At 62.9% G+C, this 22,103-nt stretch carries 12 protein-coding genes; 3 read left to right on the forward strand and 9 right to left on the reverse strand.

Features of this window, described 5'->3' with window-relative positions; translation table 11 throughout:
* Window positions 1-22 precede the first annotated feature (22 nt).
* The 5 genes from glgB to ACMFWR_RS07825 all read right to left on the reverse strand — a co-directional run bounded on the left by glgB (window position 23) and on the right by ACMFWR_RS07825 (window position 12,032).
* Window positions 23-2,248: a 1,4-alpha-glucan branching protein GlgB gene (glgB, locus tag ACMFWR_RS07805; protein WP_413194818.1), complete on the reverse strand. Its 2,226-nt coding sequence runs from the start codon at window positions 2,246-2,248 to the stop codon at window positions 23-25.
* Window positions 2,241-5,648 carry a maltose alpha-D-glucosyltransferase gene (gene treS, locus ACMFWR_RS07810; protein ID WP_413194427.1) on the reverse strand — a complete coding sequence of 1,136 codons (3,408 nt, stop codon included), beginning with the start codon at window positions 5,646-5,648 and terminating at the stop codon, window positions 2,241-2,243. Before treS ends, glgB begins: the two co-directional genes overlap by 8 nt.
* Window positions 5,645-9,019 carry a maltotransferase domain-containing protein gene (locus ACMFWR_RS07815; RefSeq protein ID WP_413194428.1) on the reverse strand — a complete coding sequence of 1,125 codons (3,375 nt, stop codon included), beginning with the start codon at window positions 9,017-9,019 and terminating at the stop codon, window positions 5,645-5,647. The genes treS and ACMFWR_RS07815 overlap by 4 nt, the downstream gene beginning before the upstream one ends.
* 175 nt (window positions 9,020-9,194) lie before the next feature.
* On the reverse strand, window positions 9,195-10,865 hold the full coding sequence (gene glgA / locus ACMFWR_RS07820; RefSeq protein WP_413194429.1) for a glycogen synthase GlgA: 1,671 nt from the start codon (window positions 10,863-10,865) through the stop codon (window positions 9,195-9,197).
* 501 nt (window positions 10,866-11,366) lie between these two features.
* Window positions 11,367-12,032 (reverse strand): DUF1345 domain-containing protein, encoded by a 666-nt coding sequence (locus tag ACMFWR_RS07825; RefSeq protein WP_413194430.1) that lies wholly within the window; start codon window positions 12,030-12,032, stop codon window positions 11,367-11,369.
* A 319-nt stretch (window positions 12,033-12,351) separates the two neighbouring features.
* Here ACMFWR_RS07825 and ACMFWR_RS07830 point away from each other — a divergent pair, with 319 nt between their 5' ends.
* Entirely contained in the window at window positions 12,352-13,152 is an 801-nt protein-coding gene (locus ACMFWR_RS07830; RefSeq protein WP_413194431.1) for a metallophosphoesterase, read from the forward strand.
* Window positions 13,153-13,305: 153 nt separating this feature from the next.
* Here ACMFWR_RS07830 and ACMFWR_RS07835 read toward each other — a convergent pair whose 3' ends face one another.
* From ACMFWR_RS07835 to ACMFWR_RS07845, 3 genes are all read right to left on the reverse strand, one after another.
* Entirely contained in the window at window positions 13,306-15,129 is a 1,824-nt protein-coding gene (locus ACMFWR_RS07835; protein WP_413194432.1) for a GGDEF domain-containing protein, read from the reverse strand.
* Between the two features lie 338 nt (window positions 15,130-15,467).
* Window positions 15,468-15,626 (reverse strand): DUF3309 family protein, encoded by a 159-nt coding sequence (locus ACMFWR_RS07840; RefSeq protein WP_413194433.1) that lies wholly within the window; start codon window positions 15,624-15,626, stop codon window positions 15,468-15,470.
* A gap of 269 nt (window positions 15,627-15,895) precedes the next feature.
* Entirely contained in the window at window positions 15,896-17,482 is a 1,587-nt protein-coding gene (locus tag ACMFWR_RS07845; RefSeq protein ID WP_413194434.1) for an inorganic phosphate transporter, read from the reverse strand.
* A gap of 531 nt (window positions 17,483-18,013) precedes the next feature.
* Between ACMFWR_RS07845 and ACMFWR_RS07850 the strand changes: the two genes are divergently transcribed.
* Window positions 18,014-19,597: a CHAD domain-containing protein gene (locus ACMFWR_RS07850; RefSeq protein WP_413194435.1), complete on the forward strand. Its 1,584-nt coding sequence runs from the start codon at window positions 18,014-18,016 to the stop codon at window positions 19,595-19,597.
* On the opposite strand, the gene ACMFWR_RS07855 is transcribed toward ACMFWR_RS07850, so the two are convergent.
* Window positions 19,594-20,307 carry a phosphatase PAP2 family protein gene (locus tag ACMFWR_RS07855; protein WP_413194436.1) on the reverse strand — a complete coding sequence of 238 codons (714 nt, stop codon included), beginning with the start codon at window positions 20,305-20,307 and terminating at the stop codon, window positions 19,594-19,596. The two genes, ACMFWR_RS07850 and ACMFWR_RS07855, sit on opposite strands and share 4 nt — an antisense overlap.
* 247 nt (window positions 20,308-20,554) lie before the next feature.
* Here ACMFWR_RS07855 and ACMFWR_RS07860 point away from each other — a divergent pair, with 247 nt between their 5' ends.
* The gene (locus ACMFWR_RS07860) at window positions 20,555-21,922 is read left to right on the forward strand and encodes a PHB depolymerase family esterase (protein ID WP_413194437.1); all 1,368 of its coding nucleotides are present in this window, start codon (window positions 20,555-20,557) and stop codon (window positions 21,920-21,922) included.
* Window positions 21,923-22,103 lie beyond the last annotated feature (181 nt).

Below are 22,103 nucleotides of genomic sequence, written 5' to 3' on the forward strand. Positions count from 1 at the left end.
TCTGCCTTGCCCGCGATCGCGCTTACTCGGCGATCAGAATCAGCGTCGCAAGCGGCGGCAGCGTCAATGCCGCCGAATCGGGCTTGCCATGCTCGGGAATGTTCTCCGTGTAAATCATCCCGCTGTTGCCCATATTCGAGCCGCCATAGACACCGGCGTCGGTATTCAGCGCTTCGATCCAGCGGCCGCCGCGGGGCAGCCCGATCCGATAGTGCTCGCGCGGCACCGGCGTCATGTTGCAGATCGCGACGGCAATGCGGCCTTGCGCGTCGTAGCGTGCATAGGCGAGCACGCTATTGCCGCTGTCGTCGCCGATCAGCCATTCGAAACCACCCGGATCCGCATCGCGCGAATGCAATGCGGTCTCGTTGTGATACAGGCGATTCAGGTCGCGCACGACCTTCTGAATGCCGCCATGCATCGGGTCATCGAGTAAATGCCAATGCGGTGATTCATCGTGATTGAATTCGGCGAATTGTCCGAATTCACCGCCCATAAATAAAAGTTTCTTGCCCGGGTGCGTCCACATAAAACCCAGATACGCACGCAGATTTGCGAATTTTTGCCAGCGATCGCCGGGCATTTTATTGAGCAGCGATCCTTTTCCATACACGACTTCGTCATGCGATAAAGGCAAAACGAATTTCTCGGAATACGCGTAAATCATTCCGAACGTCATGTGATGGTGGTGATACTTGCGATGGACCGGATCCTGTTCCATGAAAGACAGGGTGTCGTGCATCCAGCCCATATTCCACTTGTAATCGAAGCCCAGTCCTCCGTCGTGCACCTTGGCCGTGACGCCGGGCCATGCGGTCGATTCTTCGGCGATCGTGATCGCGCCTTTGACGTGATGCGCGACCTCGGCATTGAGCTTGCGCAGAAACGCGATCGCTTCGAGGTTTTCGCGTCCGCCATAGATATTGGGTACCCATTCACCCGCGGCGCGGCTGTAGTCGCGATAGAGCATCGATGCGACGGCATCGACGCGCAGGCCGTCGACGTGATATCGCTTGAGCCAGCCCAGCGCCGATGCATGCAGATACGCAGCCACCTCGTGACGACCGAGGTTGTAGATCATCGTGTTCCAGTCTTTATGGAACCCTTCGCGCGGGTCGGCGTGCTCGTAGAGCGGGGTGCCGTCAAACTCGATCATCCCGTGCGCGTCATTCGGAAAGTGGGCGGGCACCCAGTCGATGATCACGCCGAGTCCTTCCTGGTGGGCGCGATCGACGAAGCGCGCGAACGACTCCGGCGCGCCGAAACGCGCGGACGGCGCGAACAGCGACAAAGGCTGATAACCCCACGAACCGCCGAACGGGTATTCGGCGATCGGCATGAATTCGATATGCGTAAAGCCCATGCCCTTCGCATAGGGCACGAGCCGGTCCGCGAGTTCGTCCCAGTTCAGGCCGCGGCGTCCTTCTTCGGCCACTCGGATCCACGACTCGGCGTGGACCTCGTAGATTGCCATCGGCCTGTCGGGCTGCTGCAGTTCGCCGCGCTTGTCCATCCAGTCGTGGTCGTTCCACACGAACGGCGTCGCGTCGGCGACGACCGACGCGGTGGCCGGCGGACACTCGGTCTGCTGCGCGCACGGATCGGCCTTGAGCGGCAGCGTATGGCCCTGCGCGGTGACGATTTCATACTTGTAGGCGGTGCCGGGACCGAGACGCGGTATGAAGATTTCCCAGACGCCGGCGGAGTGACGCAGACGCATCGGGTGACGTCGACCGTCCCAGCTGTTGAAGTCACCGACGACCGACACGCGGCGCGCATTCGGCGCCCAGACCGCAAAGCGCACACCCCACGTGCCGCCCAGATCCATATGCCGCGACCCCAGGCACTCGAGCACGGCCGCGGGGTCACTCGACGCAAGCTGGTGCAGCCAGTGATCCGAGAGCAGTGCACCGTACGAATAGGGGTCCTCGGTGATCTGCGTGCCGCCCGGCCATTCGATTTCGAGCAGATAGGCGCGGGGGTCATCGAGATTCTGGAGCACACCGGCAAACAGCCCATCGGGGTGCAGGCGCTCGAGCGTGCCCAGGCGCGCATGGTCGCCGTCGCGTGCCAGCACGTGAACGGCCTGCGCGTTGGGCAGCATCACGCGAATGGCAACGGCGGCGTGACCGTTCGCGGCTTCGATTCGATGCGGGCCGAGCCGTGAAAACGCGTCGCCGTGGCGGGCGTGAATCAACGAATCGATATCTGCCACATCGAGACCGGCAAACGGGTGAAGCTCACTCATCATGACCCTCCATGCTTTCCTGCCAGCTTGGGTGTTCCGCACGCGTAGGCGGCGCCGCGTGGGCAATGCCGAGCACGCGTGCCGCGATCGAAGCCATGCCCCGCACAGGCAGTGCGAGCCATGTCGGCCGGTTGGCCGCCTCATAACAGATTTCGTAGGCCGCCTTCTCGACCAGGAACAAGTCGAGCAGCGCCGCTTCGGATTCAGGCGATACGAGCGGTTGCGGCGAGAGCGCCGCTGCCGCGCGATAGTTCTCAAGGAACGACTCGCGCGCCGCGCCGCGCAGCCGTTCAAACAGCGCGCGTTTGCGATCGGCCGTCGATTGCGGCGCGTCTTCGCTGACCGGCGCGGCGGCCGCATTCGCATACGACAACGAGCGCAGCAAGCCGGCCACGTCGCGCAGCGGACTGGCCTTGCGGCGTCGCTGCTCGAGCGTGCGTGCGGGCTCGCCTTCGAAGTCGATCAGATACACATCGCCATGGGCGACGAGGATCTGCCCCAGGTGGAAATCGCCGTGAATGCGCGTGCGCAACGCATGGATATCGTCGGGCAGCATCGTGTCGATGGCAGACAGCAGCGGCTCGCGTTGATCGAGCAGCGTGCGGGCGATGAACTGACCTTCGGGCGCAAGCGTGTCGATTTTTTCTTCGAGAATATTGAGCGCGGTCGCCAGCAGCGCGCGCGTGTCGTCGACCCATTCGCGGACATCGTCGGGTGTCGCGGGCTCGGGCGCGAATGCAGGGTCGTCGGTCGGCGTGGCGAGCGCGACGTGCAATTCGCCGAGGCGCTTGCCGATGATGCCGGCGATCGACGCGTAGCCGGCGACGGCCTCTTCGAAATGTTCGCCCATCGGCCCTTCGGCTTCAGGGGCGATCGTGATCGCGAGTTCGTCGACCATGCGGCGCAAGTAGTCGAGTACCCAGTTCCATGCGTCACCCTGGTTCTCGATAAAGCTTTGCATGATGGCCAGCGTATGCGGCGTGCCATCCGGCCCGACGCGCACGACTTCGCCGTAAAGCTTGCCCGTGTTCGCGTAGTTGAGTTGCGTGAGATAGCGTGTCATCTCCGCTTCAGGATGGATCCCGGCGACGACCCGGCGCACGATCTTGAGCACGGCGACGTCGTTGATGATCAGCGAACTGTTGCTTTGCTCGGCCGAGAGCCAGTTGATTTCGGGCGGATCGCCGAATGCATCGGGCGGCAGCTCGAGGAAGGGTTCCGTGGCCTTGAAATGGACTTCGCCGCGCGGTGTGCGCCAGACAAGATTGCGCCGGAACGCATCAAGAAACGAATAGGCCAGACCAGGAAGCGAGAACGCATCGGTGACGTAGCCGACGTTGCGCCCACGCCGCACGCGCGCAAGCGCAAGCTGACTGACGAGCGGATTGGGATTCGGATTTTGCGTCGAGTCCCAGTGCACGCCGAGCGGCAGGAAATAATGTTCGGAATGTCCCGAGCCGAGATCGGCCTCGATTTCGCCGAGCATCAACGGCGCATCACGATCGTTGCCGGCCAGATCGTGCGGCAATTGCGTGACGTAGTCGATCTTGACGCCGTTCAACTTGGCATTCTTCGAGGCAAACCACCGGCGCTTGATCAGATAGATGGGCAACACCTCCTGCTCGAGCACACGCTTGTGCTCGGCGGCCGAAGGCAGCGGTTCGTAGCCACGCACGACCAGCGTGGCAAATTCAGGCAGTTGTTCAGGTGGCATGGTGCTCCACACAGGACGCGCCTGGCTCGGGCACATCAGGAACCAGTAAAAACCGTAAGGCGGCAGCGTCAGCAGATAGGTCAGTTGACCGATCGGCGGGAACGTCGAGTCGGCTGTCATTTCCACGGGAATCGAACCCTGGAATTCGGCCAGATCGAGTTCGACCGCCTGTGGCGAGCGCGACAGGTTCGCAACACACAGGATCGGAGCGGCATCGTCGACCTCGCGCAGATACGCGAGGATCTTGCGATTGGCAGGTCGCAGGAATCGGACCCGCCCGCGACCGAACGCAGGATGCGAGCGACGCGTGGCGAGCATGCGGCGCGTCCAGTTCAGCAGCGAGTGCGGATCGCGGACCTGGGCTTCAACGTTGATTGAATCGAAGCCGTACAGCGAACCCATGATCGGGGGCAGCACGAGCTGCTCGGGGTCTGCGCGCGAGAAGCCGCCATTGCGATCCGACGACCATTGCATCGGCGTGCGCACCCCGTCGCGGTCGCCGAGGTGGATGTTGTCGCCCATGCCGATCTCGTCGCCGTAGTAAATGACGGGCGTGCCCGGCATCGAGAGCAGCAGCGAGTTGATCAGTTCGATGCGGCGGCGATCGCGTTCGAGCAGCGGCGCAAGGCGGCGACGAATGCCGAGATTGAGCCGTGCGCGCCGGTCGCTCGCGTAGGTGTTCCACAGATAGTCGCGTTCGCTGTCGGTGACCATTTCGAGTGTGAGCTCGTCGTGGTTACGCAGGAAGATCGCCCACTGGCAGTTGTCGGGAATCTCCGGCGTCTGCCGCATGATGTCGATGATCGGAAAGCGGTCTTCACTCGCGATCGCCATATAGATGCGCGGCATCAGCGGGAAGTGGAATGCCATATGGCATTCATCGCCCTTGCCGAAGTAATCCTGCACATCCTCCGGCCATTGATTGGCTTCGGCGAGGAACAGCCGGTTCTTGTACTCGGTGTCCATCACGTCGCGGATCTGGCGAAGGATCGCATGCGTTTCAGGCAGGTTCTCGTTCGAGGTGCCTTCGCGTTCGACGAGATAAGGCACGGCATCGAGCCGCAGACCGTCGACCCCCATATCGAGCCAGAAGCGCATGACGCTGAGCACTTCCTTCATGACTGCGGGGTTGTCGAAGTTCAGATCGGGCTGGTGCGAAAAGAAGCGATGCCAGTAGTACTCGCCGGCAATCGGATCGTGCGTCCAGTTCGACGGCTCGGTATCGATAAAGATGATCCGCGTGCCCGAGTATTTCTGATCATTGTCGGACCACACGTAGTAGTTCCGGTGCACCGAGCCCTTTTTCGAGCGCCGTGCGCGTTGAAACCACGGGTGCTGGTCGGACGTGTGATTGATGACAAGCTCTGTGATCACGCGGATGCCGCGCGCGTGCGCTTCCTGCACGAACTTACGGAAGTCGGCGATCGTGCCGTAGTCCGGATGAACGTTGCGATAGTCGGCGATGTCGTAGCCATCGTCGCGTCGCGGCGATGGATAGAACGGCAGCAGCCAGATCGCGTCGACACCGAGTTCCGCGATGTAGTCGAGCTTGGAAATCAGCCCCGGGAAGTCGCCGATGCCATCGTTGTTCGAATCGAAGAACGACTTGATATGCACCTGATAGACGATGGCGTCCTTGTACCAGACGGGGTCGTCCTTGAGCAGCGAGACCTGGTTACGCTTCATCGCGTTTCACCCTCCGTACGGCCGGTCCAGCCGGGCGGCCGGATCCGGTAGATCGCGAACGGCAGCACGTGCGGGTCGAGCCGTATGCGCTGATGTCGTCCATGCCAGTCGAAATGCGTGCCGGCGACCTGGTCTTCGACGTTGAGCATCGCGTCGTCGGGCAGGCCGAAGCGCGAGAGCGGCAGCTCGATCGCGGCTTCCTGGATGTTATGCGGATCGAGATTGATCGCGATCACGAGCACGTTGTTGCGGCTGCGCGTCGCCTTCTCGAAGAACAGGATCTGATCGTTGTCGGCCGGCAGGAACGTCAGGCCGTGGTACGTGTGCAGCGCGGGGTTCACGCGCCGGATCCGGTTCAGCGTCGTGATCTCGTCGATGATATTGCCGGGCCGGTGCCAGTCCCATTGCCGCAGCTGATATTTCTCGGAGTCGAGATACTCCTCGCTATTGGGCAAGGCAGCCGATTCGCAGAGCTCGAAACCGCTATACACGCCCCACAGTCCCGAGAGCGTGGCCGCAAGCGCGGCGCGGATCATAAAGCCTCCGCGTCCCGAGCGCTGCAGGAAGCGCGGGTTGATGTCGGGGGTGTTCACGAAGAAGTTCGGCCGGAAGAAATCCTTGACCTCGGTCGTCGTGAGTTCCGTCATGTAGTCGGTGAACTCGCGCTTGCTCTCGCGCCATGTGAAGTAGCTGTACGACTGCGAAAATCCGAGCTTGGCGAGCCGGTACATGACGCGCGGCCGCGTAAAGGCCTCCGACAGAAACATGACTTCGGGGTCGCGGCTGCGAATCTCGTCGATCATCCATTCCCAGAACGGCAACGGCTTCGTATGGGGATTGTCGACACGGAAGATCCGGATGCCGGCATCGACCCAGAACTGCACGATATCGCGTAGCGCGAGCCAGAGCGCGGGCACCGAGTCCTGCGCATAGAAGTCGGGGTTGACGATGTCCTGGTATTTCTTAGGCGGGTTCTCCGCATAGCGCAAGGTGCCATCGGGGCGCCATGCGAACCAGCTCGGATGCTCCTTGAGCCATGGATGGTCGGGCGAGCATTGAATCGCAAAGTCGATTGCGAGTTCGAGGCCATGCGCATGCGCGGCCTCCATCAGCGCCTTGAAGTCGTCGAGGGTGCCGAGCTCGGGATGCAGCGCGGTGTGACCGCCATCGGGCGAGCCGATCGCATACGGGCTGCCGACATCGCCGGGCAGCGCCTTGAGCGTGTTGTTCTTGCCCTTGCGATTGGCCATGCCGATCGGGTGTATCGGCGGGAAATAGAGCACGTCGAAGCCCATGTCCCGAATCGCCGGCAGACGTGAAATCACGTCGATAAACGTGCCGTGGCGCTTGGGGTCGTTCGACATCGAACGCGGGAACAGCTCGTACCAGCTCGCGAAGCGCGCTGCTGAGCGTTCGGCTTCGACGCGCAGCACTTTCGTGTGCTGCGACGCGAACGGGCGGAACCGCGACGCTGCAATCGAGGCCGCGGTCGATTCAGCGAACACGAGTTCCGTGCGGCGTGCCGTGTCGGCCTTGTCGAACGTCGCCGCGAGGGTCTTGAGTTCCTGTGTCAGCAGCTTGTCGGCTTTGTCGGACGATGCGGCAAAGTCGGCCGCCTGATGAATCAGGATTCGCGCCTCCTCGAGTTCCACATCGATCGGCTGTTCGGCGTGAAGCTTCTTTTCGGCGTGCTCCGAGAGCGTGGCGTACGCATCGCGCCATGCTTCGATCGTGAACTCGTACCGCCCGAGCCGCATCAACGGGATGCTGGCGGTCCAGTGATCGTTGCCGACGAACTCGAGCGGGGTTTCGTGCCATTCGGTCTGATCGGCCGGGCGCCACTGCACGACCGCTGCGAGGACATCGTGGCCGTCCATAAAGATGTCGGCCGAGATACGCAGCTGATCGCCGACCACGCGCTTGACGGCGAAGCGGCCGTCGTCGACGCAGGGCTGCACGTGTTCGATCATCACGCGCGGCGCGGTCGTCGCCTCGAGCACGCGCTTGCGTTCGGCGGCCTTGACGCCACGCTTGATGACTGTCGAACTGACGATCTGCACATCGCGCTTGCCGAGGAACACGCGCGCCTCGCCGGGCGCGAGCGTGAGCCATGGCAAGTGGGCCGGCGCTTCCTTGTCGGGCTCGTCGATCGGCACGTAGCGCGTGAACCCGCCTGGCACGTCGACCAGGAAGCGGTCGGGCATGGCGGTCGCGGGTTGCCAGAGATCGGCGTTGATCGTCGCGAGCACGGCCTGCGATGAGCGGCGCGTATCGGGGCTTGTCGAGCGCAATAGCGCGGCGACGTCGGTGCCCGGACCGCTGAGCGCCGAGATCGTGCCGAGCGTGTGCAGTGCCGGCGTGTTGCGCTGGCGTGCGTTGGCCGATGCGATATGGCCCGTCAGGTCGAACAGCGGCGTTTCCGACGCGTGCTCGTGGCGCGTGGCGGCCGAACCTTCGAGCGGCATCGCGAGCGATGCACCGAATTCGAAACCGAGCGGCATCAGCACGCCCGTGCCGAGTGCCACGCAACTGTCATATGCGCGCTTGTACGCACGTTCGACATGCACGGCGTCGGCGTGAGGGAAATCGTGGCGCAAACGTGCGGCCAACGGCTCTTCCGGAAACGCGATCGGCGAAGCGATGCGCGACAGCGCAGCGTGCTCTTCGATAAACCATGCCGAGCGATAATCCCACCACCGCAATGAAGAGAAGACGGCGCTGAAGCCGCCGTCGGCGAGCGACGACACTTCGTCGCGCGACAGGCCAGGTGTCCAGGCGAGCGTGCGCAATGACGGATGGCGTTCGCGTACCGCACCGCTGAGCCGCCGCCAGACATGTGCCGGTACGCCGTGCGGTGCGAAGAACCGAAAGCCCGCCACGCCCGCATCCGCAAGCGCGGTCAGCTCCGCGGTCCACCATTCGGTCAGCTGGCCTGCTGCCTCCGGGTCGCTGAAGTTCGCAAACGCGATTTCGGCTTCGCGCGGCGCACGTCGAGGATCGAGGCGTGCGGCAGCCGTATCGAACGGATGAAACCAGTGGGGGTGGTGCTGGAAGAACGCGCTGTCCGACGCAATCGTCTCGATCATCAGATCGACGAGCAGGGCCAGATTGCGTTCTCGCGCGAGCGTCGACAGTTCCGCGAGCACCTCGTGCGAACCGCGTTCCGTTTCAAACACCGGGTGCATGCGCCGGAGGTCGGCGCTGACGAGAATGTTGCCGGCGCGGCCCGGCATGAACGGGGGCGCGATCAGCACATGATCGAAACCCATCGCCGCGGCGCGGTCGAGCCACGCGGGCCACGCGGACACAGGGCCGATCAGCAACGGGTTCAGGTAGGCAATACGCGGAGCAAAGGCCGGATTGAGTTCCATCGGTCATCGAGTTCCAGATTGCGGAAACAGGCTGGTGCATCAGCACGACGCACGCGAGCGGGTCTCCGCCGATTGGTTCGGGGTCGCAAGCGACAGATGACGAGCACGGAGCAAGACGCGGGCCGCGCGCGGGCCACGGTGCGCGAACGCATGCGCGGCCCGTTCAACACACAGCTTAGGCGGTTTGAGCGAAAACGATGTCAGCGTTTTCAGGCGAGGCAGGGCGGTGCGCCGCGACGCGTGGCGTGCTCGCCGGCGTGACGGTCTCGGGCGACGCGCTGCGGCGGGTACGCACGCTGCGGGCCGGTTTGATACCGGTCAAATTGGCATACAGGGCGACATATTTAGCCACTGGGCTGGCCCAGCCGTGATCGCCGCGCATGGCATTGCGCTGAAGCTCGCGCCACAACGCGGGCCGCACAAAGGCATCGAGCGCGCGCGAGACGGCGGCCGCCATCGCGTAGCAGCTTTCGCCATCGAACAGGAAGCCGGTCGGTGCGTGGGAGCTGCGCGACAGGGTTTGCCCGATCGAGTACCCGCTCGAGTAGCCGCCGGATGCGCGGATCAGCATGGGGTTGATCGCATCGCCCGGGTCGCGGCAGTCAACAATGGTGTCGGCCAGGCCGCCGACGCGCGAAGCGACGGGGATCGTGCCATAGCGCATCGCGTAGATCTGCGCGAGCCCGCACGGCTCGAAGCGGCTGCCATGCAGCAGGATATCGGCGCCTGCATGCAGCATATGGGCGCGCCGCTCGTCGAAGCCGATATACAGACCGACGCGATCGGGCCATTGTTGAGCGAGGCGGCGCAATGCGGCTTCGATGCCATGGTCGCCCTGCCCAAGAATTGCGATCTGCAGGCGCGGGTACCGTTCGAGCAACATGGGAATCGCGTCGACCGTGACGTCGGCCATCTTTTGCGTCGTGAGCCGGCTACCCATGGCGACCACCGGCGCGAACGGATCAGTGGGCAGGCCAAAGAGCTGCTGCAGGCCACGCTTGCAAGCATGCTTGCCGCGCATGTCTTCCATGGAATACGTCGCCGGAATCATCGGGTCCTGGGCCGGATCCCACATCGCCATGTCGATGCCGTTCGTGACGCCGACGAGCTTGTGGCGATTGGCCGCGACCACGCCTTCCATGCGATGGCCGAAGCGCTCAGTGAGGATCTCGCGTGCGTAGGTGTCGCTGACGGTTGTCACGCGGTCGGCGAAGTTGATGCCGGCCTTCATGAAACTGAGTTCGCCGTAGAACTCGATGCCGTCGATGCCAAGCAGATGATCTGGTATGCCAAGCTGCCCCGCCATCCACATCGGATAGTTGCCCTGGAAGGCGAGGTTATGAATCGTGAACACCGTCTTCGCCGTGGTCGTGCCCGCATTGCGTGCCTGCGCGATCAACAATGGAACCAGTCCCGCGTGCCAATCGTGTGCATGCACCACGTCCGGACGCGCAATGCCGCGCAGACCCGATGCGATGCGCTGGGCTGCATGCGACAGCGCGGCGAAGCGCAAGGCGTTGTCCGCGTAGTCGTAGCCGTCCTGGTCCTGATAGAAACCCGTGCGTGCGTACAGCGCATCCTGCTGGAGCAATAACACCGGTACGTTCGAGTCGGGCATGCGTGCGCGATAGATCGTCCCATCGCCGCCGGGCAGGCCAGGAACGGCGCAAACCCGCGTCACGCCTTTGGCGCGCGCGAAAGCACACGGGTATCCGGGCATGAGGATTGTCGTTTCAATTCCGGCTTCGCGGGCAGCGGCTGCGTAGGCACTGACCATGTCCGCGAGACCTCCGGTCTTGGCAAGCGGCATGGCTTCTGACGTAACCAACAGGACGCGTAATGACAAGATAGGCTCCGAACGGGTACGTCGACGTCGCGTGATCCGCGCAAAAAGACGCGCGGGAATCCGGACATCGAGAAAGAAGAAAGGCAGCCGAGAATAAATAGCAAGCTATATGCCATTGACCCAGGCAATCACGGTTCTGCAAAAGCAGGACACGAGATCGCCCGGCCCTCGGGCTGCTTCGCTGTCGATGTGTCGCGGCATACCTGCAGAATCCTTTCGAGCTTCGAGCGGCGGCATGACGGCGGCGTGTAAAACCCGCCGCAGGTAACAGCTTTTTACAACTTCGACGTGATGTTTGGGCCTTTTACATTCGGCGCCGCAGCATGCATGGCGCAGCCGGTGACACGCCTCGCGAACATCGAGGACGAGCGTTTGCAGGACGGACACACTTCCGGTGTGTCTGTCTGAAGAGGGAGCAACGCGCGACCTGATGTCCGGGCGCAGGCCGGACGATAGGGCCCGATCCATCACGCCGGCGCTGCGTCATGCCCCGTCTTTCGACTAACTTCCGGGGTTCACCAGTCCGGCCGCGATATTGATCGACAGCGCTAGGATGCTTGCATTGAAGAAAAAAGACAGCACGGACTGCGCGAGGGCCGCCCGGCGGGCCGTTGATCCGCGCAGTGCGATGTCCGAGGTCTGCGACGCGACCGCGATCGTGAAGGAAAAGTACAGAAAGTCCCAGAAGTCCGGCTGCGGGTTCTGCTCGGGAAAGGCGAGCGCGCGCTGATCGTCGGGGGACGCGTAGTAGAGGCGCGCGTAGTGCATGGCGAACAGGGTCGGGATCAGTGCCCAGGCACCGACCACGGTGACGCCGGCGAGCAGAATATGACCGAGGCTGGCCGGCTGATTCGGCGCGCGCGCCGTCGCCAGCTCGAGCACGATTGCGGCGATGCTCGCGATGGCTGCAATGCTGACGATGACCAGTACCGCGACCGCGTTTTCGTCTTCCCGTGCAGCAAGCCGTTGTACGTCGTCACTCGACATTCGCGGCGCCATTTCTACCATGACGAGCAGCAAATACGCGTAGACCGCGACGTTCCAGCCTATGAGCGCCCGTTGTGTGGGCGCCAGGTGAGCCGGCAACACGATGGCAATGATCAGTCCGACGGCTGCAGCGATATAGAGCCGCGGTCGCACGAGGAACGCGTTCTTGAACCAGTTCATGGGCTTCCTTTCAAGGCTTTTTCAAATCGTTTTAGCGGCCTCACACGATCCCCGGGGGATTTGGGGCCGACGCCGTCCGGCAATGCGCTGCACGTCAACGCCGGCAACGCGTTCGTCAGCCACGCGGTTTGCCCGGGCGTGTGACCGGACCAGACCGGTGCAGTGAGTGTGCGGGCATCGTGCCCGGATTACTTCTGCGCGCCAAGCCCTTCAACGATGTGGTTTTTTCCCGATCGCGGCCCACCTTTATATAAAGTGACCACTATCATTCGATTTATACGATCATCGCTGCAGCAAGTAAGCGGTCATGAGGATAGGGATGGGGAAGAGCGTTCCGCTGTACCGGCCGGTCAGACGTCTGCCCGAGAATCGTCGCGGGCGCGATTTCGTCGTGGGTGACCTGCATGGCCATACGGCGGCGTTACGGCACTTGCTGCGCGATGTCGCATTCGATCCGCAGGAAGACCGCTTGCTGTCGGTCGGCGACCTCGTCGACCGCGGAGAGCATTCCGATCAGGCGATCGCCTTGCTCGAGATGCCGTGGTTCCATGCCGTGCGAGGCAATCACGAGGACATGCTGATCGCCGTTGTCGACGGTGCGCTCGAGTTTTCCGCCTGGGCCAAAGTAGGGGGTGACTGGGCGCGTGGCGTGCCCGCTGACGTGCTGGCCGACTATGCCAACCGGCTGCGCGAACTGCCGCTTGCCCTGATCGTCGGTGGTCCCGACGACGGCTTCAATATCGTGCACGCCGAGTTCTTCGGCGACGATCGCACGCTCGGCGCGGGGCATTTCAGCGAGCATGTGCGCCAGCGCCTGCTTTGGGGACGGCAACTCGTCGGCGGCACCGCGCCGGGCAAGCCAGAATCGTTGCACAAGGGGCTATCGACGACTTACTGCGGCCATACGCCGGTCGAGCGCGTGACGCGCATCGGGTCGCAACTGTTTATCGACACGGGCGTCTTTACGCGTACCGGGCAACTGACGATGGTCGAGCATGGCACCGGCGAGGCGTTTTCCATCTCTGCCGTGGACGCCGAAATGGCCGGCGCGGACCAGTGGCCCTGGCCAGGTGAGCCGGCCGCAGAGTCGCCGCATCCGCTCGATGCGCCGGGAGCGTGACGTTATTGGCTTGAGACTTTGCTGGCATCAAGCGCGCAAAGGCGCCTGCGCGAGGTCAGCCAGATCACCATGTCGAGGCGCAACTGGTCGCTGCCCGCGGACTTCCTGCGCGCGCCTGGCAGATAACAGCAGCGCAGTGAACCGACGTGCGTCTCAGGCCGCCGGCGCCATGACGCGCGACGGAACGGGCAGCTGGATCGCCTTGCCGTTGTCGAGCACCCACAGGCCACCGCCGCCATGCTTAGCATTGCGCTTGGCGAGCGCCGCCGCCGAGGCGACGTCCTCTGCACGGCTATAGCTGTCGGGCACGATGCGCACTGACCCGATCGTGATCGTCGTGAGCGGGAAGAACGACAGGTTGCCGTGGCGGTCTTCGGCTTCGATACCGCCCGCCCTGAGGGCTTCCTCGTCGAACATGCCCAGCGCCCGTTCGTTGAAGGTCGCGACGATCTGCGAGCAGCGTGTTTCCCAATCGGCACTTTGAAACAGCACGACGAAATCGTCGCCGCCGACGTGCCCGACAAAATCGCGACGCGCATCGCAATTGGCCGAGATCACGCCGGCCGCGAGGCGGATCATTTCATCGCCGCGCCAATATCCGTATTGATCGTTGTAGGGCTTGAAGTGATTCAGGTCGCAGTAGCAGGCCGTGAACTCGACGCGCGCGGTCAGCAGGCGCGTGATGTGTTCGCTGATCGGAATATTGCCGGGCAGGAACGTCAGCGGATTCGCATGGCGCGCGGCTTCGATCCGGACTTCTGTAACCGCTTTCACGAGCTGCTCGCCAGTGCCGAGACCCAGGTAGCGCCCGGCTTCGGTGATCACAAAGCCCGAGCTCAGATAACGCTGGTCGCCCGACACGAGAATCGATGTGAGCTGCTCGAAAGTCTGATGCTTGTCGACGAGGATCGGACGCGGATCCATGAACGCCGTGCACGGACGCTTGCCGAACAGTTCCTTGTGATACGGGTGCGTATAGCGGTCGATAAAGTCGCGGCGATTGATCAGGCCAAGCGGCTTGTCGTCGGGGCCGACCACGGCCAGCGCGTGAAGATCGGGCCGCTCGTGGAACACGCGAACCAGTTCGTCGTTGCGCGTCTTCGGATTGATCGGCGGCGCCTGGATCACGAGCTTCTCTGCAGAGAAGTGCGTATGCGCGACTTTGCGCAATGCCGGGTAGACCACGATGTCGCGGTTCGTAAGGACTTCGCGTGCCTGGTCGCTGATCGTGCGGGACGCTTCCGCATGCGGACGACCAAGCAAATACCCCTGTGCATAGACGATGCCGAGGTCGCGGATGATCTCGAGTTCTTCAGGCGTTTCGATGCCTTCGGCAACGAGACGCGTGCCAAACGTTTCCGCGAGATGCAGCATGGCTTTGAAGGTCTGCACCTTCGCCGCGTGCTTGTCGATTTCGCGCGAGAAGTAGCGATCGATCTTGACGATTTCCGGACGCAGCTCCGACCAGAGACGCAGGCTCGAGCGGCCGTCGCCGAAATCGTCGAGTGCGATTTGCGCGCCCTGTGCGCGCAGCAGTTCGACCATGCGCGGCAGCGCGTCGACGTGATGCACCTGATCGTGTTCGGTCAGCTCGATGACGAGATCGCCGATCGGCATATCCGCGCGTTCGAACAGAAGATCGAGATGATTGTCGCCGTGGCGCACGTAGTGCTCGACGAGGAATGTTGCGCTCAGGTTCACGAACAGCTTCGCGCGGCCGCCCGCCGCACGATAGCCTGCGATTCCCGTATTCGCCGCTGCAAATTCGAGTTCGTTCAGACACCCTTCAGCACGTGCCATCGCGAACAGCACGTCGGGCATCTGGCATGCCGTATTGGCCGGACCTCGGATCAGGCTTTCGTGACCGTAAATCGCGTGTTCCGCGAGATTGACAATCGGTTGATACACCGGGCTGAGCAGCCGTTCCCCGAGAATGGTCTGCAGCGTGAGACTGGGTGATGAAAGGGCGGTGGTCACTATGTAATTCTCTAAGTTTTAGCGCCTTGTACACCCCATTTATGACGGGTTTGTGACGCTCCGTATCGGCATCACAAACAGCTCTCGCGGTGCACAAATAAACCGCATGGACGGGTCTCGCCATGCGGCGTCAACAACGGAAAAGTCCGACCATATTCGGATATTCCGCATACAAATGCCGTAAAGATGCGGCTTTCACGCCGCATACATTCGGTATTCGCTCGTCTTACGCAATGCACAAGCCGGCGGCTTAAGCCGATTGATAGACGGGTTAACGGTGTGCGATTCGAGCGCTTGAGGTCCGACGCGCGTTTGAACGCGCGCCGGTGACCGACGGACTATATGCGTCCCATGAGCAGCAGGATGATCACAACGATAACGACAACACCGAGCAACCCGGTCGGCCGATAGCCCCAGCCGCTGCTATAGGGCCACGACGGCAGGGCGCCGATCAGCAGCAGGATCAGGATGATCAGAAGAATGGTACCGACGGTCATGAGCGTCTCCTTGGCGCGGTACATGCCGGGTGTCGGCACGTGATGCGCGGGTAGCGGGACGGCCGGATGGCCGCGCCTGAGTGGATGACTCGCGATGTTTCAAACGGTCATTACCGACACAGCACGCGTCGTACCTGTGAGGAAAGCTCATGGAAAGCTTGCCGACTCGATCGGGCAACCGGGCGGAAAGCGCAGAGGGGTGAATCGCGGGGGAAATGCGGATGCGACATTCAGGCGCCGGAAACATCCCGGCGCCTGAAGCGAACGTCTTAGAACAGCTTGCTGAACAACCAGAACAGCCCGGCGGACAAAGCAATCGAAACCGGCAGCGTGAGGATCCACGCGAGGAGCAGGCTGCGAACGGTCGACCATTGCAGGCCCGAACCGTTGGCGGCCATCGTGCCGGCGACACCCGACGACAGCACGTGCGTCGTGCTGACCGGCAGGCCGTACATGTCGGCGGCGCCGATCGTGGCCATCGCGATGAGTTCGGCCGAGGCACCTTGACCGTACGTCAGATGTTCCTTGCCGATCTTTTCACCGACCGTCACGACGATCCGCTTCCAGCCAACCATCGTGCCGAGGCCAAGCGCCAGCGCAACCGCCACCTTGACCCAGGTCGGGATGAACTTGGTCGAGTGGTCGAGCGTCTTCTTGTAGTTCATCAGCGCGGCATGATCCGTTTCGCTGAAGGCCGGGTCCTTGGCCTTGTCCATCAGACGCAGTGCTTCCGACACGATGTACATGTCGTTACGCACGTTGTTGACGTTGCTTTGCGGAACCGACGACACGGCGCCCGACTTCGAAATGTCTTCACCGATCTTGTCGGTCAGGGCGCGCAGCGCGGGGACGGTCGTTGGCGTGAGCTGATGCGTCTGCACATACGCTTCGACGTCAGCGCGCGGATTGGCCGACGTGCCGTTGTTTGCATACTTGGCGAACGTGTCCGATGCCGTGTGGGCAATGGCGACAAACGTCTGCGTCTGGTTCGCGTCGACCGCCTTGTTCAGTGCGAAGGCCGTCGGCACCGTGCCGATCAGGATCAGCATGATCAGGCCCATGCCCTTCTGGCCGTCGTTCGAACCGTGTGCGAACGACACGCCCGTGCACGTCAGGATCAGCAGGCAGCGGATCCAGAACGGCGGCGGCGCATCCTTCTTCGGTTCCTTGTAGAGCGCGGGCTTCTTGATGACAGCCTTCATCCCGAGCAGCAACAGGGCCGATGCGATAAAGCCGACGACCGGCGAGAACAGCAGCGACTTGCCGACGTTGAGCGCCTGGTTCCAGTCAACGCCGCTCGTGCCCGTGTTGACGGCCATGAGCTGATTCATGAGCCCGACGCCGATCACCGAACCGATCAGCGTATGCGAGCTCGACGACGGCAGACCGAAGTACCACGTGCCGAGGTTCCAGATGATCGCGGCGATCAGCAGTGCGAACACCATGGCGAAGCCCTGACTGCTGCCGACACGCAGGATCAGCTCGACCGGCAGCAACTGCAGGATGCCGAACGCGACTGCGCCGCTCGACACGAGCACGCCGATAAAGTTGAACGTACCGGACCACACCACCGCGATGTTCGGCGGCAGGGAATGCGTATAGATGACAGTCGCGACAGCGTTGGCGGTGTCGTGGAAGCCGTTGACGAACTCGAAGCCGAGGGCGATCAACAGGGCTACACCCAGCAGGACGTACGGCAGGGTCGATCCAAGCTGGACCGGACGCAGGTCGTCGGCAAGATGGCTACCGACATACGCCGCCCCGGCGATCAAAAACAGCGCGAACACGCCCAGGCTGATCTTGCGGCCTAGGGCTGCACGCGCAGCACTCGATTGGGAAACGGAAAGCTCAGACATGCAAGGCTCCTTCGGGGGTAGGGCGTGTATGAGACTGGCGTTGGGGGACGCGCCGCGCGCAGGCACACGGGCGCGAATATGGAGAAATATCAGCGTGATGTGACTGGTTTGTGACGGCTGTTAGGTAATACGGGTATACCTGAAAGGTCGGCTTTTTAAGATAAGCGGTACGTATTACCAGGGTGTGGCAGCGTCCGTGATTGCGGTACTTCACGTGCGCGCAAAGTGTAGGGCGCTAAGCGTCGTCGATGAGCATTCAGGCACGACCCGTTCGCGATCTGATCGCCGTACGGTCGTACTTCTGTCGCCATTCCGTCGCAGTTCAACGGGGCATCGAATGCCCTGCGCTGCCAATGTGTCGCCGACGCGCGGTCAATGTGGCGGACGCGCGTAGAGCGCCCCGACGAACCCGTCGGACCACGCCGCATCGATCTGAAAGCTCCGTTTTTTTCTGGAATGCAGTGTGCTCACGGGTAGCGTATTTTCAACGCACGCTTTAGTGTGGAATGTGTGCCTAACGGAGGGCAGCCCATGCAGCGTGTTCTTGAACTCGTTTTTCGGCCAACTGCAAGCGAACAGAACCCGGAAGCCGGTATCGCGCAAACGGTGCGCAGGCCCGACACACAACACTGGGTTGCGGCCATTGCCGCGCACGAACCGCTTGCCCAGGCGCGGCACGATCAGGCGAAGTTCACGACCGAGCTGCATCATTGCGACGATCCGCCGAGCGGCGACCCCGCATGGCAGTGCCTCGTACTCGATGCTGGCGCGCGGCGTTTCGCGATTGCCGTTCATGACTTTTCCGTGCTGCCGGGCGTGCGCGTACGCTCGTGGGAGCCTGTCGCGCTCGGGCACGATCAGTTGCCCGATTTCGCCGGGCAATGCGGCGATGTGCCGTGGCGCGCCGAGATTGAGCGCCACTGGTGGCGTCTGGATCTCGACGGCGAGCCGCTGACGATCAGCCTCGATGCGGGCGTGCTGAGCGCACCCGTCGAAGCCGGTGTCGGTGGCGAGCAACGGCCCTTCGTCGAGTTGAGGATCTCGCTCGAACTCGCCGACGTAGACAACCCCGACGATGCCGCGCCCGACGAACATTCGGCAATCGATGACGACGCACGTGTCGAACTCGCCGAGCGCGCGGTCAGCCTGTTCGACCTTGCGATCTCACTCAATACCGATGGATGGCTCACGCTCGTCGAGCACGATGCGTTGACCTATGCGTCGCGCCCCCTCGAGGGGCCGCACAAGGCGGGCACGATCGAGTTCGGCTCACGCCCGACCTACGAAGCGGTCGCGGCCGCCGTGACGCGCAATATCTTTGCGCAGTGGGTGGCGAATGCCCATAGCGTCGCCGTCGACGGCGGCAGCGAATATGTGCATCAGATGCGCATCGCACTGCGGCGCATGCGCACGGCGTACCGGTTTTTCGGCAGCGAGCTCCGCGATGCGGCCATCGTTCCGGAGAAGCACGAACTCAAGTGGATCGGTGGGCTGCTCGGCGACCTGCGAGATTGGGATGTGCTGATCGAAGACACCTTTCCGGCGATTGTGCGAGCGGCACATGAGGGTGAGGAACGGTCGGCGCCATGGAGTCATGCCGAGCAGCGGGTGGCCGCGCATCGAGAGGAGGCTGCGAGCGCATTGCGTGCCGCGATGGCTTCCGGGCGATATGCGCAACTGCTGACGCAGGTCGCGCGTCAGGTCGCCGTGCTGGTGACGAGGAGTACGAATCGCCGCGGGCGCGCGTTGAATCCGGAGGGAAGGAAATCGCTTCGCAAGCAGTATCGCAAGCTGGCCCACGCGGTCGACCTGCATGAACTCGACGCGCACGAACGGCACCAGTTACGGATTCGCGCCAAGCGCCTGCGGTACGCGATCGAATTTCTCGCGCCGGCGCTCGACGGGCGTCAGCGCAAACGCATGGCCGCGCATGTGTCGGCCCTTCAGGACGCGCTGGGCTCGGCCAACGATGCGATCGTGGGTCGACGCTTTCTGGCGGGTGTCGATCTGGACCCGTCGGTCCGCATGTTCGCCGAAGGCTATCTGACCGCGACCGAAGCGCATGGCGTGGCGTGCGGCATCGACGAAATCGAGAAGATCAAGCAGAAGCGTTAGGACGCCGGGCGGTGCGTGTGAACCGCCGTCAGGTTGTCGACGAATTTCGGCGTGGCCTTGACGCGGCCATCACGATGCCAGCGCGCGCGGATAAACGGTCGCTCATGACCGGACAGGTCGAGCGCAATCGACGTGACCCAGCGTTGCGTCGGCACGTGCATGCCGTGCAGCGAACCGATGATGATCGCAAGGCTCAGCGACACGAGCAGCGGGTGAGGCGTCGGCTCGGTCGGCGCCGGCATTTTTTCGAGCCGGCTGATAAAGAGACACGCAATAAACGCCCCGAGCACACACCCGGCGATGATTTCCGAGACGGAATGCGCATGCAGGGCGACCCGCGAGGCGCCGATCGCGAAGCCGAACGTCAGGCCCGCTAAGAATCCCGCACGCCGGAAGGCAATCGGCGTGTTGATCAGGACGACCCCGAAAATCACCGGGTAGACGAGCGTCGACAGCACCGCATGGCCACTGATCCCCGTGAAGTCGATCGGCCGAATACCGACGCCCCAGCCGAGAAACGCCACCTTCGTGAGCACCGTCAGACCGCCCGCGAGACCCAGTGCGCCGAGCCATTCCGCCGCAGCGCGCAAACGCATGCCTGCAGCGAGCCACGCCGCCACCGCGAGCGCGGCCGGAATGGTAACGGCCACGCCGCCAAAGCCGGTCAGCGTGAACCAAATAGGGGTCGGAATCAACGACGTCGAAGTCATGAAAGGGTGGTGCGGGCAGATCGCGGATGGAAACAGCCATGCGCAATGACGAGTATAAACCGTCGTTTTTTTCGCCGCCGGGACGGATTGCGCTGCATTTCGCCGCAGTTCGTGAGATGCGCATTTCGGGAAAAGCATTCGCCTCTAAAAGATGTTATGGTGCAACGCACAACCGCCGGAAACGAAGGTGACTTTGTGCTCCAAATTGACCTGGAGCGCGGGCTACCACCCAACCGGAGCACAGCAGATGAGTAAAAGTATTACGTCGACGTGGCTGCGCGGGCTCGGCAAGCTCGCACAAATCCAGATGCGCGCGCTACGGCAAGCAGCGAAGCGAGGCGAGCGCGCGGTCGAAGAGATCACGACGAGTGCGCTGAAATCGCACCTTTCGGATGCAAAACAGTCGACTTCGAAGAAATCTTCCACGGGGTCAGCCAAAAGCGGGACGGGTAAATCGTCGAATCCGCGCAAAGCGGATCCGCTCGGCTTGAGTCCGTCGTTCGGAAAGATCGGCAAGACCGTCAAAGCGAAACGCGCAGGCTCGGGGCGCGGCAAGGCGCCATCCGGCCCGGCCGCGCAGGGCACGCGTACGGCCGGCGCTCGCGCGCGCTCGAACCCGGTTCAGCCTGTCGATCCACGCGATTCGCGCGTGCGTCCGTCGAGATATGCCTGGCTCAAGGGCGACTGGACGCGCTCGTTTCACTCGGCGCCTCCCGCGCCCGGCGATCTGATTCACCACCTTGCGTACGGGCTGTACGTTCCGCCCGCCAGGGGCAAGGGCAAGCGCGCGCTGGTCGTCATGCTGCACGGGTGCAAACAGACCAGTGAAGAGTTCGCGCAGGGCACTCGTATGAATGCGATTGCGGACGAGTACGGCTTTGTCGTGCTCTATCCAGAACAATCGCGGATTGCGCAAGCACATCGGTGCTGGCATTGGTACGACGCGTCTGATCGCGCAGGCGGTCATGAAGCGCGTTCGATTGTCTCGCTCGTCGATTCCGTCGTCGAGCGGTATGACGTCGATCCCGAGCGTGTGTATGTCGCAGGGATGTCGGCCGGCGCCGGCATGGCGGCCTTGCTCGCGATTCGCTATCCGCAGCGATTCGCCGCGGTGGCATTGCACTCGGGGCCGGTCTTCGGCGATGCGCATTCGGCGATGTCTGCGCTCGCGACCATGCGTCGCGGCACGCGCGACGACCCGCTGAACCTTGTCGCAGGGCTCGCGGAGTTCGCCGACCATCCGGGCATGCCGGCAATCATCGTCCACGGCGATCGCGACGATGTGGTGTCGCCGCGCAACGCCGAGCAGCTTGCGATGCAGTTCGTGCGGCTCAACCGTCTGGTCGATTCCTCGGGACGACGCTTGCACGGCAACGCGCGGGATAGCGCGCCGGGCGGAGTGGTGCGTCACGACTGGATGCTCGATGACGTGCCCATCGTGCGCGACTGCCGTATCGGTGGTCTCAAGCACGCCTGGAGCGGCGGAGACGGTGCGATTCCGTTCCATGTGGCGGACGGCCCCGACTCGAGCCGGCTGATCTACGACTTCTTCCGTCTGCATCGGCGTCGCGCCGATATCGATCAGCTGCCGCCGGAACCGGTGCTGATTGCCTGACAGCGAGTTCGGCAGGGCTGGAGACGATTCAGCCTTGCCCGATGCCAGTCTCCGGTTTTTTTCGGTCGCTTGTTCCGCTTCGTTCGCGCGCGTCTCACCTCAGCTCACCACGACCACCATACGGTATGACATGCCCGGCCTTAGGCTGACCCGACATGACTGCGGCTTGCTACGCGGATCT

Origin of the sequence: Pararobbsia alpina (assembly GCF_965118125.1) — a bacterium.
GTDB classification, from domain to species: Bacteria; Pseudomonadota; Gammaproteobacteria; order Burkholderiales; family Burkholderiaceae; genus Pararobbsia; species Pararobbsia alpina_A.

What these genes read in the sequence shown, in the direction of transcription:
- ACMFWR_RS07830 (WP_413194431.1), top strand. Translation starts at nt 12,352, where the DNA reads ATGGGGAAGAGCGTTCCGCTGTACCGGCCGGTCAGACGTCTGCCCGAG.
- ACMFWR_RS07845 (WP_413194434.1), bottom strand. Translation starts at nt 17,482, where the DNA reads ATGTCTGAGCTTTCCGTTTCCCAATCGAGTGCTGCGCGTGCAGCCCTA.
- ACMFWR_RS07850 (WP_413194435.1), top strand. Translation starts at nt 18,014, where the DNA reads ATGCAGCGTGTTCTTGAACTCGTTTTTCGGCCAACTGCAAGCGAACAG.
- ACMFWR_RS07855 (WP_413194436.1), bottom strand. Translation starts at nt 20,307, where the DNA reads ATGACTTCGACGTCGTTGATTCCGACCCCTATTTGGTTCACGCTGACC.
- glgB (WP_413194818.1), bottom strand. Translation starts at nt 2,248, where the DNA reads ATGAGTGAGCTTCACCCGTTTGCCGGTCTCGATGTGGCAGATATCGAT.
- ACMFWR_RS07815 (WP_413194428.1), bottom strand. Translation starts at nt 9,019, where the DNA reads ATGGAACTCAATCCGGCCTTTGCTCCGCGTATTGCCTACCTGAACCCG.
- ACMFWR_RS07860 (WP_413194437.1), top strand. Translation starts at nt 20,555, where the DNA reads ATGAGTAAAAGTATTACGTCGACGTGGCTGCGCGGGCTCGGCAAGCTC.
- ACMFWR_RS07840 (WP_413194433.1), bottom strand. Translation starts at nt 15,626, where the DNA reads ATGACCGTCGGTACCATTCTTCTGATCATCCTGATCCTGCTGCTGATC.
- ACMFWR_RS07825 (WP_413194430.1), bottom strand. Translation starts at nt 12,032, where the DNA reads ATGAACTGGTTCAAGAACGCGTTCCTCGTGCGACCGCGGCTCTATATC.
- treS (WP_413194427.1), bottom strand. Translation starts at nt 5,648, where the DNA reads ATGAAGCGTAACCAGGTCTCGCTGCTCAAGGACGACCCCGTCTGGTAC.